Raw genomic sequence first — 13693 nt, forward strand, 5'->3', positions numbered from 1 at the left:
CGAAGGCGTAATCCACCACTGTGAGCCAACTTCAAGTTGTGTTATCGGTGATATGTCCGACTACCGCCGCGCATTCATCCCCGGAGGGGGCTGGTTCTTCACCGTGAACCTGCTCGATCGGCGGAAAGCTCTTTTGACCCACCACATCGAAATCTTACGGGACGCGGTCGCCGCAACGCGCCGGAGCCATCCTTTCGAGATCGATGCTTTCGTAGTTTTACCGGATCATCTCCACGCGATCTGGAAGCTGCCACCGGACGATGCCAATTTTTCGGTCCGCTGGAGGCTGATCAAGACGCGATTTGCCAAAGCACTCCCAGCGAATGAGCGGCTGAGCGTTGTCCGTGCGGCGCGGAACGAACGCGGCATCTGGCAACGCCGGTTCTGGGAGCATCTGATCCGTGACGAGGCCGACTACGCCCGCCACGTCGAATATTGCTATTACAATCCCGTCAAGCACGGTCATGTCTCGAAGGTTTGCGATTGGCGGTACTCGTCATTTCACCGCGATGTGCGGGCTGGATTATTTCCCGAGGATTCGGGCGGTGACGCCAAGATCGCGGGCGAATTCGGTGAGCGGGCGTGACGATCGCGTTAGCTCGTAGGGTGGATTAGCGAAGCGTAATCCACCTCTGTACTCTCGTCTGGTTGAGAGAAGCGGTGGATTACGCCTTCGGCTAATCCACCCTACGCACCGAGTTTGTTGCTATGTCCCGCAGAACGTCTGCAGCACTCGCTGGTCCGGCAGCGGCGGATCGGCGTAGGCGGCATAGTCCGGCTGCTCCTCGAACGGCTTGGCCAGCACCTTCACCAGCTCTTCGAACGGCGCGTAGTCGTCGTTGTTTACCGCGGCCTGGATCACGGCCTCGACGCGGTGGTTGCGGGGGATGAAGATCGGGTTGGCGGCGTGCATGGCGGCTTGCCGCTCGGCTGCGGCCTGCGGCTCCAGCGCGGTGCGCTCGCGCCAGCGTCTGGCCCAGTCGTCGAAGGCTGAGGGGTCCATGAACTGCGCGCGGACGTCGGCAGCGGCGGCCTCGTCGCCTGCGGCGTCACCGAGCTTGCGGAAGGTGAGGGTGAAGTCGGCCTGGTTCTTGGCCATGGCATCCAGCAGGTCCTGGATCAGCGCCTCGTCGCCGTCGCGTTCCGTGAACAGGCCGACCTTCTTGCGCAGGCCTGCTTGATAGGCGTTGCTGAAGGTCTCGGCAAAGGCGCCGAGAATGTCCTGGGCTTCGGCGACCGCCTTCTCCTGGTCGTCGGAGAACAGCGGCAGCAGGCATTCGGCGAGCCGGGTCAGATTCCACAGCGCGATGCGTGGCTGGTTGGCATAGGCGTAGCGGCCCATCTCGTCGATCGACGAAAACACCTGCGCGGGGTTGTAGGCGTCCATGAAGGCGCAGGGGCCGTAATCGATGGTCTCGCCGGAGATGGAGCTGTTGTCGGTGTTCATCACGCCGTGGATGAAGCCGACCAGCAGCCAGCGCGCGATGAGATCGGCCTGACGCGCGACGACGCCGGCGAGCAGGGCGTGATAGGGGCGCTCTGCATGGAGCAGATCCGGATAGTGGCGGGCGATGACGTGGTCGGCGAGCCGGCGGATCGCGCCGGTGTCGCGGCGGACGGCGAAGAACTGGAAGGTGCCGACGCGGATGTGGCTCGCGGCGACGCGCGTCAGCACAGCGCCGGGCAGCGCGGTCTCGCGGATGACGTGCTCGCCGGTGACGACCGCGGCGAGCGAGCGCGTGGTCGGGATGCCGAGCGCAAACATGGCTTCGCTGACGATGTATTCACGCAGCACCGGACCCAACGCAGCACGGCCGTCGCCGCGGCGGGAGAACGGGGTGGGGCCCGAGCCCTTGAGCTGGATGTCGCGGCGGACGCCGTCTTGGTCGATGACCTCGCCGAGCAGGATCGCCCGGCCGTCGCCGAGCTGGGGCACGAATTGCCCGAACTGGTGGCCGGCATAGGCCATGGCGATTGGATCGGCGCCAGCGGGAACCGTTTTCCCGGCCAGGATTTCGGCACCCTCAGGGGTCTCCAGCAGATCCGGGTCGAGCCCGAGCTGGACCGCCAGCGGGCGGTTCAGCTTGATCAGCCGGGGGGCGGCCACAGGGGTCGGCGCGACCCGGGCAAAGAAGCTGTCCGGCAGTGCCGAATACGAGTTCTGGAAGGGGAAATGGACGGTCATGGAGGTAAAGATAGGCGGGGAACGCCTGATGGCAAAGGCTTGAGGCCCAATCGGCCAAAAATGGGCGCTTCTGGCCCCAAAACAGCCCGTTCCCTTAGTTGCCGCCTCCGGCCTCGTCGGGTAAACCCTGCCGCAACTTCGGACCGGTCGTTTCAGGCCGTCCGATTCGACCCCTCCGACATTAATTTTGGGACGACCATGCATCGCTACCGGTCACATACATGCGGCGCGCTCCGCGAGAGCAACATCGGCGAAACAGTTCGCCTCTCGGGCTGGGTCCATCGCGTTCGCGACCATGGCGGCGTGCTGTTCATCGACCTGCGCGACCATTACGGCCTGACCCAGTGCGTGGTCGATCCGGACTCGCCGGCGTTCGCGCTGGCCGAAAAGCTGCGCTCGGAATTCGTGGTCAAGATGGACGGCAAGGTCCGCCGCCGCCCCGAGGGGACCGACAATGAGGATCTGCCGACCGGCAAGATCGAGATCTATGTCAGCGAGATCGAGGTGCTCGGACCGGCCGGTGACCTGCCGTTGCCGGTGTTCGGCGATCAGGAATATCCTGAAGACATCCGCCTGAAGTACCGCTTCCTCGATTTGCGCCGCGAGAAGCTGCACCAGAACATCATGACGCGCGTCGAGATCATCAAGTCGATGCGTCGGCGCATGGAGGGGCAGGGCTTCTTCGAGTTCAACACCCCGATCCTGACTGCGTCCTCGCCGGAAGGCGCGCGCGACTTCCTGGTGCCGTCGCGCATCCATCCCGGCAAGTTCTATGCGCTGCCGCAAGCGCCGCAGCAGTACAAGCAGCTGCTGATGATGTCGGGCTTCGACCGCTACTTCCAGATCGCGCCCTGCTTCCGCGACGAGGATCCGCGCGCCGACCGTCTGCCGGGTGAGTTCTACCAGCTCGACGTCGAGATGAGCTTTGTCACGCAAGAGGACGTGTTCGCGGCGATGGAGCCCGTGATCACCGGCGTGTTCGAGGAGTTCGCCAAGGGCAAGCCGGTGAGCAAGTACTGGCGCCGTATCCCGTTCGCCGAAGCGCTACGCAAATACGGCAGCGACAAGCCGGACCTGCGCAACCCGATCGAGATGCAGGACGTCTCCGAGCATTTCCGCGGCTCCGGCTTCAAGGTCTTTGCGCGCATGCTCGAAGACCCCAAGAACCAGGTCTGGGCGATCCCGGCGCCGGGCGGTGGCAGCCGCGCGTTCTGCGACCGCATGAACTCGTGGGCGCAGGGTGAAGGCCAACCCGGTCTCGGCTACATCATGTGGCGCGAGGGCGGCGAGGGCGCGGGTCCGCTCGCGAACAACATTGGGCCAGAGCGTACGGCTGCGATCCGCGCGCAGATCGGCGTCAAGGAAGGCGATGCCGCCTTCTTCGTCGCCGGCGACCCCGACAAGTTCTGGAAATTCTCAGGTCTTGCCCGCAACAAGGTCGGCGAGGAATTGAACCTCACCGACAAGGAGCGGTTCGAGCTCGCCTGGATCGTCGACTTCCCGATGTACGAGTACAACGAGGACGACAAGAAAGTCGACTTCTCGCACAACCCGTTCTCGATGCCGCAGGGCGGTCTCGACGCGTTGAAGGGCCAGGACCCGCTGACCATCAAGGCGTTCCAGTACGACATCACCTGCAACGGCTACGAGATCGCCTCGGGCGGCATCCGCAACCACGTGCCGGAAGCGATGGTGAAGGCGTTCGAGATCGCGGGTTACGGCGAGCAGGAAGTGGTCGACCGCTTCGGCGGCATGTACCGCGCCTTCCAATACGGCGCGCCGCCGCATGGCGGCATGGCCGCGGGCGTCGACCGCATCGTGATGCTTCTGTGCGGCACCAATAATCTGCGCGAGATCTCGCTTTTCCCGATGAACCAGCAGGCCATGGATCTGCTGATGGGCGCGCCGTCGGAGCCCAGCACCAAGCAGCTCCGCGAGCTGCATGTGCGGGTGAATCTGCCGCAGAAGTGATCTGAGCCGGTTTTCGGTCCCGTACCCCGGACGCAGCGCAGCGCGACTTCGGCGGTGCGCTGCGGAGCCGGGGCCCACGTCTCGGCGAGCAGCGGCGCTTCTGGGTCCCGGCTCTGCGCAGCAGCGTAAGAACGCTGCAGCGCGTCCGGAACACAAGACCACCGCCGTCGCCTACAGCCCCGTCGACGCCTCGATCCTGAACTGCGCCAGCGCGACGATCGGCTCGCTGTTCAGTGCGTCCATGAGCTGAAGCACCGGCACCTTGCCGAGCGGGGTCAGCTTGATCGTCAGCGTCTGACCTGAGGTCTCGACGAAGCCGGCGAGTGCATCGACCGCCGCTTTGGCATCGAGATTGGCGGCCGTGACCTTCTCGCCCTGCGCGCGGATCATCTCGGCGATGGCGCTGCGGGCGGCGTCGCGGCTGACATTCTGCATGCGCGAGAACTGCGCCACGATCAGATCGACGACGCCGCTGTCGCGCAGGGAGAGCTCGATCGCGCCGGTCTCGACCTGCGCCGCCTGGCCCACGGCCTGCGCCGGGTCGGTCGTGAACAGGCCGCGCGGCACGTTGGCGAGCGCGAAGCGGGCCTGAGCTTTGGCAAGGTTGCCGAGATCAATGGTGGCGGGCGCAAGCGCAAACGCGCCCGACGACTAGGTCCAGGCGGCACCGAGATCGAGGTCGATCGCCAGCTTGTCCACGCCCGCCATGATCAGCGGCCGCTGCGCCGGACTGGAGGGATCGGTCGGCGTGACCATCTTCACGACCAGATTGGCCTTGCTCGGGATCGATCCGACCAGCTGGCCCCAGTTCAGGCTGATCGTATCGATGGTGACGAGCTGCCGCGTGTTCTTGTAAGGCGAGACCACGCCCTTGATCTCGGCACCTTCGAGCACCCGGAACAGGCCCAGCAGCTGGTCCGGCGAGGGCGCCTGGCCGGGATTGGTGAGGCCGGTTGCCCAGCGCATCAGATTTGCCATGCTGAAGGATTTCAGCGCGAAGCGCTCCATCTTGAACTGCCCTTGCGGCGACGGCGTATCGACGCCTTCGACGGCGAAGTCGCCCTCGCGGTACCTGACCGCATTGATCTTGGCTGTTCCCTGCGGCGTCCCGATCGACGTCTTGCCCATCTCGGCCTTGCCGATGCGAACACCCTCGTAGACCCCGGCGAGCTTCTCCAGCAGCTCGCGCGCCTGCGCCGGCGCCAGTGGGACGGATTTGTCCTCCGGCAGCCCGGCAAAAATCTCGGCCGGCCGGAATTTCGACGGCTGCACGGCGATGTCCTCGATGGTGAAGCTGTCGATATCAACGCGCATGCCCTGTGCCGATTTGAGCGCATAGGGGCCGACCGAGACCTGCCGGTAGATCCGGCGGTAGCTGTCGTCACCCGCCGCCTGCGGATCGAGCGTAGCGAGGATCGCGGTCGCGTCGAAATCGTTGACGATGATGTTCGACAGCTCGCCTGTCAGCTTGTCCGGCTTGCCTGGCTGCTTCACCTCGACCGAGATGACGGCGCGGTCGGCCTTCATCGCATCGATCTTGCCGTGCTTGAGGTTTTGGATCGCCAGCCCGGTATAGGTGAACTCGCCGCTGCCGGCGGCAGCGTTGCCGGAATCGAAGCTCATCGTCAGTGTCGGGGCCGTAAGCGACGAGGCCGTGACGCCCGTGTACTGGCTGAGCGCATAGCGGTACATCTCGATCAGGGAGTTGTCCGCTGGCGCAGCCGCGGCGTGAACGGGACCGGCGTAGTCGCGCATCGTCAATTGCGGGATCTTGTAGGAGACTTTCAGTTTTGCCGGGGGAGCCTGGTCCAGTGCGACCTCAACACCGGTGATGTCGATGCTGTCGGCCGAAAACCTGATATCGTCGACCAGGCGAACGCCCGTCCCTTTGATGCCGGCGATCTTGATCTGCGCCTGCGGCAGGTTGCCGGGAGTGACCGCGATATCCTCGATCGTCAGCGTCCGGGTCGCGAGCTCGAACGTGATCTTGCCGTGGCTCGCCTTGCCGCCCTGTTGGCGCATCTGCTCGAACGCCGCCTCGACCTCGCTGGTCGCGCGGTGCTGGACATAGAGGTTGAAGCCGAACCATCCGCCCGCGGCAAGCACGGCTGCCACGATCAGGCCGATCAGGATCCGCTTCATTCCCAGCTCCAGTTGCCCGTTTTGCACTGCGCAACCTGCCATATTCGGGAAATGCCGCGCGGTCTAGGGAAAGCTAGCGCTATCAGGTATTTGACCATGCGCCCTGTTGATGGGGCCGTAATCGGATGTTGCCACCGGGGCGCCCGCCGTGCTTCATCCCGTTTCCATGACCCGGAAATACCGTCCGCTTGGGCGGCGGCTCCGGATGAGGCATTTTGAAGCCGGTAACGCGAGGCGAGACACCGCATGTCGTCTTATTCTGATGATCTCCACCAGGCGGCGCTGGCCTATCACCGTCTGCCGCGCCCCGGAAAGCTTGAGATCCAGGCGAGCAAGCCGCTGGCCAACCAGCGCGACCTCGCGCTTGCCTATTCTCCGGGCGTTGCCGCCGCCTGCACCGAGATCGCCAAGAACCCGGCGGAAGCCGCCACGCTCACCACCCGCGCCAATCTGGTCGCGGTGGTCTCGAACGGCACCGCGGTGCTCGGCCTCGGCAATATCGGCCCGCTGGCCTCCAAGCCGGTGATGGAGGGCAAGGCCGTCCTGTTCAAGAAATTCGCCGGCATTGACGTGTTCGACATCGAGATCGCCGCCGACACCATCGAGCGCGTGGTCGAGACCGTGGCGGCGCTCGAGCCGACCTTCGGCGGCATCAATCTCGAGGACATCCGCGGACCGGAATGCTTCGAGATCGAGGCGCAGCTGAAGGAGCGCATGAAGATCCCGGTCTTCCATGACGACCAGCACGGCACCGCCATCATCGTCGCCGCCGCCATCACCAATGGTCTCAGGCTGAACGGCAAGAAGCTGTCCGACGTCAAGATCGTGGCGTCGGGGGCGGGGGCCGCCGCGATCGCGACGCTCAACCTTCTGGTATCGATGGGCGCGCAGCGCAAGAACATCTGGGTCTGCGACATCGACGGCCTCGTGCATGAGGGCCGCAACACCACGATGGACCGCTGGAAGGCGGTCTACGCGCAGAAGACCGACAAGCGCACGCTGGGCGACGTCATCGGCGGCGCCGACATCTTCATCGGGCTGTCGGCACCCGGCGTGCTCAAGCCGGAGATGGCCAAGGCGATGGGCGACAAGCCGCTGATCATGGCGCTGGCCAATCCGACCCCGGAGATCATGCCGGAGGAGGCGCGGAAGGTGCGCCCCGACGCCATGATCTGCACCGGCCGCTCCGACTATCCGAACCAGGTCAACAACGTCCTGTGCTTCCCCTTCATCTTCCGCGGCGCGCTCGACGTCGGCGCCAGCGCCATCAACGAGGAGATGAAGCACGCCGCCGTCGAGGCCATCGCGCAGCTCGCGCGCGAGGCGCCGTCGGATGCGGTCGCGCAGGGCTTTGACACCGGCGAAACGCAGGGCTTCGGCCCGGGCTCGCTGATCCCGAGCCCCTTTGATCCCAGGTTGATTCTGCGCATCGCGCCCGCCGTCGCCAAGGCGGCGATGGAGTCGGGCGTCGCGACGCGCCCCATCACCAACTTTGACGAATACACCGCGCTGCTCGAGCGCTTCGCCTTCCGCTCCGGCCTTGTCATGAAGCCGATGTTCGCCAAGGCCAAGACCCAGCCGGTGCGCGTGATCTACGCCGAAGGCGAGGACGAGCGCGTGCTGCGTGCCACGCAAGTGGTGCTGGAGGAGAAGCTGGCGACGCCGATCCTGGTCGGGCGTCCGTCGGTCGTCGAGGCGCGCATCAAGCGCTTCGGCCTGTCGATCAAGGCAGGCAAGGATTTCGACCTCGTCAATCCCGAGGACGATCCGCGCTATCGCTCCTATGTGCAATCCTATGTCGAGGTCGCCGGCCGCCGCGGCGTGACGCCGGATGCGGCGCGCACGGTGGTGCGCACCAACAACACGGTGATCGCCGCGCTCGCGGTCATGCGCGGGGAGGCGGATGCCATGCTTTGCGGCGTCGAAGGCCGCTACATGCACCACCTCCGCCATGTCCGCGAGATCATCGGCTTCTCCGCGGGGATCATCGACTATGCGGCACTGGCGCTGCTGATCACCAGCAAGGGCGCCTTCTTCATCGCCGACACGCAGGTTCGGCCCAATCCGAGCGCCGAGGAGCTCGCCGAGATCGCCTCGCTGGCGGCGGTCCACGTCCAGCGCTTCAACATCAAGCCGAAGATCGCCTTCGTCTCGCACTCGGATTTCGGCAGCTACGACACCGAGTCCTCGCGCAAGATGCGCCGGGCGACCCAGCTGTTGAAGGAGAAGCATCCGGAGATCGAGGCCGACGGCGAGATGCAGGGCGACACGGCACTTTCAGCTGCTGCGCGGAAAATGGTGCTGCCGCACTCCAAGCTCGAGGGCGAGGCCAACATCATGATCATGCCGAGCCTCGACACCGCCAACGTCGCCTATCAGATGATCAAGTCGCTGGCGGATGCGCTCCCTGTCGGCCCGATCCTGATCGGCCCGGCACGCCCCGCCCATATCCTCACGCCCTCGGTGACCGCGCGCGGCATCCTCAACATGACGGCCGTTGCGGTCGTGGAAGCGCAGGAGCGCGCTGCACGGCAGCAGCCGACGTTGTTTACGTAAGATGCCGTCTTACCCTCTCCCCCTGTGGGAGAGGGTGGATCGCGGCGTTAGCGGCGAGACGGGTGAGGGGTCTCTATCCACGAGTCCCACCGCTATTGAGCTCGCGGAGAGATACCCCTCATCCGGCGCCATAGCCGAAGCTTCGCTTCGGCGTTCTTAAGAACGGCGGCCGCAGGCCGCCTATGCCACCTTCTCCCACAAGGGGAGAAGGTGCACCGCCCGTGCCGCCAACTTTGAATTGCTCGCAGTTCGCCATTTCCCCGTTTGTAAACCGGCGCACGACTCTTCATAATCGCCCGGTACTCTCGTCAAGACGCCTTTTTCAAAAAGCCTGAGCCAAGAGGCCGATCATGCCAGCGTTCGTGACTTTCGGGCGAATCCTGTTCGCCGTGCTGTTCATCTACACGGGCGCGACCAAGTTCTTTCCCCTCCAGGCGACGGCCGATTTCATCGCCACCAAGGTGGTGGTGCCTGAGGTCATCGAGTCCTACACCAAGCAGATCGAGACGGCGACCGCCATGACCACGCCGCAACTGCTGGCGATCGCGGGCGGTGGGCTCGAGATCATTGCAGGCCTGATGATTGCGCTGAACTTCGGCGCGCGCTTTTTCGCATTGCTGATGATCATCTACATCGCGGGCTCGACCGTTCTGTTCTCCGATTTCTGGAATCAGGCCGCGCCCGACAACGCCAGGATGGTGGTCGATGCGCTGAAGAATCTCTCGATCATCGGTGCGCTGTTCATGATCATGGGCTATGGCCGCGCTACGCGCTCGGCCGAGACGGCCTATGGGGACGTGTAAAGCGAGTTGATGGCTCGTCCGTTTGCGACGAGTGCATGAACCATCATTCACAGATTATGGTTTTGAGATCACAGCGGTTCCACAAAATCGTGGCCGCTGCGGATCGACCGGTCTCTCCACTTGTCGGAATCCGTCCTAGCCCAATAGTACCGACGGTTCCGGTTGCACAGGCGCAATCGGCACTGGGTGATTGGGGGCGGACTTGGTCCAATCGAAGCGCAAGGCGGCGGCATGCGTTGTTGTCGTTCTGGGGGCGGCGCATGTCGTAGCCGTTTCTGTAACCACGGCCTGTGCAGCAGACTTGCCCGTGAAGGCGCGGCCGTTCGCGGCGCCCGTGGCGAACTGGACCCAGTTTTACGTCGGCGGCGGACTGGGCTTCGACTTCGCGACCGGACGGTCGAACCTGACGCCGGTCGGCGGTGGCCCGGATTTGTTCAGCCTCGACGGCTTGCAGGGCGCCGATCTCGGGCTGTCTGTTTTCGCCGGATTTGACGTCCAGGTTGCGCCGCGTTTCGTGGTCGGCGGTTTCGTCGATTACGACTGGTCGCGCCAGCGCACGACGGCCAGTGCATCGAGCCCGTTCTTTGGCCAGAGCCTGAACGCTGCGCTGCCGTCGCTGGACCAGGGCTGGACGATCGGCGGCCGTGCGGGATTTCTGGTGACGCCCGATATCCTGCTCTACGGCCTCGCCGGCTATAGCGAGATGCGCATCAACAATTGGAACTTGAACTACGTGATCCTCGGGGGAGGGCCTTCGTTCACGGTGCAGGAATCGGGGCTGACGTCGCACGGTTACACGGTCGGCGCCGGCGCGGAATATCGCCTCGCGAGCAACGTGTCACTGCGCGGCGAATACCGCTACGTCGCGCTCGGCCGCAACACGACGGTCGATCCGCTCGGCGCGGTCTGGACCACGGACCTGTCCGAGCATGTGGTCAGGATCGGCGCGGCCTATCGCTTCGGCCAGTTCGGCGGACCTGCGACCGCTTCAGTGGCGCCCGCGCTGAACCCGACATGGACGGGCGTTTACGTCGGCGCGGGTATCGGGGGCGACGTCATCACGCCCCATGTCGCGGGATCGTTCGCCGGTGTGCTGGATTTCGACGCATCCGGTCTGGGCGGCGCCGATGTCGGTGGCACTTTCACGATCGGCTACGATCGCCAGGTCGCGCCGAGATGGGTCCTCGGCGCATTCGGGTTGATTGATGCCGGGACCAATGGCGGCGCCAAGGTCAACGCATCGGGCGGAGGTGTTGCGATCTCGTCGGATCTGGCGGCGGTGAAGTGGGGGTGGACCGTCGGTGGACGCGTCGGCTATCTCGTGGCACCGGAGACGCTGGTCTACCTGCTCGGCGGCTACAGCGGAACGACCGCGCAGTCGATCTCGTACAATTTCCTCGGATTTCCCGGCACCGCTCCGACGCGGGAATATCACGGCGCGACCTTCGGTGGCGGCTTCGAGCGCTTCTTCACCGACAGCATCTCCGCCCGCGCGGAATATCGCGTCACGCATCTCGGGGCGCGAGACGATCTGGCGTCTGATTTCATGACCAGCCTGAGCGCGGGCGGCACGGTGCACACGCTGCGCGGTGTGCTGGCCTATCACCTTCCGACGCCGTAGCGCAGATCGCCTGTGCTAGACTCGACGCCACGGCGTGACGGTGACATCATGCGCCGCGTCGAGCAGATACGGCGCCCCCGGCTTCATCCCGTGTGACGCCAGCACCTCATGCGGCGTCCGCTCCGGCACGCCGACGAAGCAGCCTTCGCCGCCGGGCAGCCGCACATGCGGGGCTTCCGACAGCCAGAACGTGTCGTAGCGGTCCATGAACATGTCGAACACGACGGGGCCGCCGATGATTGCGACCGTGCCGGAGGCGACATCGGCGAAAGCGCAGGCCTCCTCGAAGCTCGCATGCTCGGGATTCCACAGCGTCGCGTTCGGCATCTCCGGGTCGACGGTGAGCGTCTTGATCTTGCGGGTGAGGATCAGCCGCTTGCGCTTCGGCGAATTCGGCTGCTGCTCGTGCGAGTGTCCGCCGTGCACGACGACCGCGGCTCGATCGAGCGCTTGCTCGAAAAAGCGCTTGTCGCCTTCGAACACCAGCGTTGAGGGCATGATGTGCGACGGATCGGCAAGCATGCCGTCCGCCGATATGATGACGTAACCTTCAAACCGGAAAGACAATTGCGGTCTATTCCGAGACCGTCGTCACGACGGAATTGACCGGGCGCGTGCTCACCGTCGGCAGCTTGACGTCCTTGAGCAGCTCCTGGTCGTATTCGGGCAGCGTCGAGGCCGGGAACTTGGCGCGCATCGCCACGACCTTGTAGCCGCCGGCTTTCAGCCGCTTCAGCAACTCGGGCAGGGCTTCGGCGGTGTGCTTCTGGAAGTCGTGCATCAGGATGATGCCCTTGCCCTTGGTGTCGAGCTTCTTCATGACGGTCTCGATCACCTTCTCGGGCTTCGAGGCCTTGAAGTCGAAGGAGTCGATGTCGCAGGAGAAGATCGCGACGTTGCGGTTGCCGAGATAGGTGACCATCTCCGGTGGGTGCTGGAGCGCCGGGAAGCGGAAGAACGGCGAGGGCGAGATGCCGCCGAGCGCCCACTTCACCGCCGAGAATCCCTTCTCGATCTCTTCCTTGCGCTGCGCTTCCGTGAGCTTCTTGTTGTTGAGGTTGGCGTGCGACCAGGTGTGGGCGCCGACGGTGTGGCCGGCCGCATAGACCTGCTTCAGGATCTCCGGCTCATAGGTCGCGTGCTTGCCGATCGAGAAGAAGATGCCGGTGGTGCATTCGTCGGCGAGAGCCTTCAACACCGCGGGCGTGTTCTTCGGCCAGGGGCCGTCGTCGAAGGTCAGCACGACCTCCTTGTCGCGCAGGAAGTCGAGCTCCTTGAAATGCTCGAAGCCGAAGCCCGGACCACCCGTGGTGTCGATCTCGACCGTGCGGGCGACCCCGAGCGCGCCGGGCGTGTTGCAGGCCGCGCGGGCGGGCTGGGGCGCCTGTTTCGGCGGGGGCGGGAAGGCCGCTTGCGTCGGCGCAGCGGCTGCCGCCGCGGGAGCGGGCGCCGGTGCCGCGGCGGGGGGTGCAGCCGGTGCCGCCTGGGTGGCGGCTGCGGGCTTTGCGGCCGGGGTCTGCGACCACGCTGCGCCTGCCATCGCAACCGACATCGCGCTTGCCAAAATCAGTCCTGCCGCCACACGCATGGTGTTGTCCTCGAGATTGATCCCGTTGTTCCGCCGCAGCTTTTCGCCTTTGGCAAAACCATCCTGCCCCTTGATAGTCCTAGCCTAGATGGTGGGCCCTCGTCATTGCAACGGCTGTTTGGCACCCCGCCACAATTGTGCCCAACCGGATGCGGGCTGCGGGTGTCAGCTGTCGGCCAGCGCCTTCGCAATCGCCGTCTTGACCCGTGTGTCCGTCGGATCGACCGCAGACGGATACACCTCGGCAATGTAGCCGTCGCGCCCGATCAGGTATTTGTGGAAGTTCCAGCGCGGAACATCGCGGGGGCGCGCCTCGGCCGCCCATTTGTAGAACGGATGCGCCTTGGCGCCGACCACCACCGCCTTGGCCGCGATCGGGAAGGAACGCCGTATTGGTGGTGCGCGGTCTCCGTGATCTCGCTGGTGCCGCCGGGCTCCTGGCCACCGAAATCGTTGGAGGGCACGCCGATCACGGTGAGCCCGCGCTCGCGAAACTCGCTCCAGAGCTCTTGCAGGCCCGCGTATTGCGGAGTGTAGCCGCAGAGCGAAGCGGTGTTGACCACCAGCAGCGGCTTGCCCGTGAACGCGGCAAGGCGGATGTCGTCGCCTGATAATGCAGGGAAAGAGAAGGCATAGGCCGAGATCCGGCTCATGCCGCTATCGGCACGGCTGCGTCCAGCAGACGCGGTCGTCGCGACAAGCGCGGCGAGCATGGTCCTGCGGTTCAGCATGGCAACGTCCCCCGACGTGATCCGGGACGCACCTTACTGCGTCGGCGCGACGCGCCTGGTCAACACCGCGTTATCGGACGCGGCAAGGCGCCACTT

9 protein-coding genes and 2 pseudogenes are annotated in these 13693 nt (G+C 64.9%); 5 read left to right on the forward strand and 6 right to left on the reverse strand.

All coding sequences use genetic code 11. The annotated features are described in order from the left end of the window. The first annotated feature begins 52 nt into the window (after nucleotides 1–52). On the forward strand, nucleotides 53–586 hold the full coding sequence (locus J4G43_RS23475; RefSeq protein WP_135215315.1) for an REP-associated tyrosine transposase: 534 nt from the start codon (nucleotides 53–55) through the stop codon (nucleotides 584–586). Nucleotides 587–706: 120 nt separating this feature from the next. Here the strand turns inward: J4G43_RS23475 and J4G43_RS23480 are convergent, their stop codons facing one another. Next, on the reverse strand, nucleotides 707–2185 hold the full coding sequence (locus J4G43_RS23480; RefSeq protein WP_208086466.1) for a protein adenylyltransferase SelO: 1479 nt from the start codon (nucleotides 2183–2185) through the stop codon (nucleotides 707–709). A gap of 198 nt (nucleotides 2186–2383) precedes the next feature. On the opposite strand from J4G43_RS23480, the gene aspS reads away from it, so the two are divergent. Then, nucleotides 2384–4156, forward strand: coding sequence for an aspartate--tRNA ligase (gene aspS, locus J4G43_RS23485; RefSeq protein ID WP_208086467.1), 1773 nt, complete (start codon nucleotides 2384–2386; stop codon nucleotides 4154–4156). A gap of 171 nt (nucleotides 4157–4327) precedes the next feature. On the opposite strand, the gene J4G43_RS55635 is transcribed toward aspS, so the two are convergent. Together J4G43_RS55635 and J4G43_RS23490 are read right to left on the reverse strand one after the other, a co-directional pair. Next, nucleotides 4328–4723 (reverse strand): aq_1923 C-terminal domain, encoded by a 396-nt coding sequence (locus J4G43_RS55635; protein ID WP_321576340.1) that lies wholly within the window; start codon nucleotides 4721–4723, stop codon nucleotides 4328–4330. An 84-nt stretch (nucleotides 4724–4807) separates the two neighbouring features. Then, complete coding sequence (locus J4G43_RS23490) at nucleotides 4808–6298, reverse strand: hypothetical protein (RefSeq protein WP_321576341.1); 1491 nt, start codon at nucleotides 6296–6298, stop codon at nucleotides 4808–4810. Between the two features lie 246 nt (nucleotides 6299–6544). Between J4G43_RS23490 and J4G43_RS23495 the strand changes: the two genes are divergently transcribed. From J4G43_RS23495 to J4G43_RS23505, 3 genes and pseudogenes are all read left to right on the forward strand, one after another. Continuing rightward, nucleotides 6545–8854, forward strand: coding sequence for an NADP-dependent malic enzyme (locus J4G43_RS23495; protein WP_063983646.1), 2310 nt, complete (start codon nucleotides 6545–6547; stop codon nucleotides 8852–8854). Between the two features lie 350 nt (nucleotides 8855–9204). Continuing rightward, nucleotides 9205–9567: pseudogene (locus J4G43_RS23500) on the forward strand (DoxX family protein); the annotation flags it as partial. Between the two features lie 397 nt (nucleotides 9568–9964). After that, nucleotides 9965–11278 (forward strand): outer membrane protein, encoded by a 1314-nt coding sequence (locus J4G43_RS23505; RefSeq protein WP_225005049.1) that lies wholly within the window; start codon nucleotides 9965–9967, stop codon nucleotides 11276–11278. Between the two features lie 15 nt (nucleotides 11279–11293). Here the strand turns inward: J4G43_RS23505 and J4G43_RS23510 are convergent, their stop codons facing one another. The 3 genes and pseudogenes from J4G43_RS23510 to J4G43_RS23520 all read right to left on the reverse strand — a co-directional run bounded on the left by J4G43_RS23510 (nucleotide 11294) and on the right by J4G43_RS23520 (nucleotide 13597). Then, complete coding sequence (locus J4G43_RS23510) at nucleotides 11294–11845, reverse strand: dihydrofolate reductase family protein (RefSeq protein ID WP_208086470.1); 552 nt, start codon at nucleotides 11843–11845, stop codon at nucleotides 11294–11296. A gap of 7 nt (nucleotides 11846–11852) precedes the next feature. Then, the gene (locus tag J4G43_RS23515) at nucleotides 11853–12866 is read right to left on the reverse strand and encodes a polysaccharide deacetylase family protein (RefSeq protein ID WP_208086471.1); all 1014 of its coding nucleotides are present in this window, start codon (nucleotides 12864–12866) and stop codon (nucleotides 11853–11855) included. Nucleotides 12867–13031: 165 nt separating this feature from the next. Further along, nucleotides 13032–13597, reverse strand: a pseudogene (locus J4G43_RS23520) (glutathione peroxidase). Nucleotides 13598–13693: the final 96 nt, after the last annotated feature.

The sequence above is a fragment of the Bradyrhizobium barranii subsp. barranii genome, from assembly GCF_017565645.3.
Classification (GTDB): Bacteria; Pseudomonadota; Alphaproteobacteria; order Rhizobiales; family Xanthobacteraceae; genus Bradyrhizobium; species Bradyrhizobium barranii.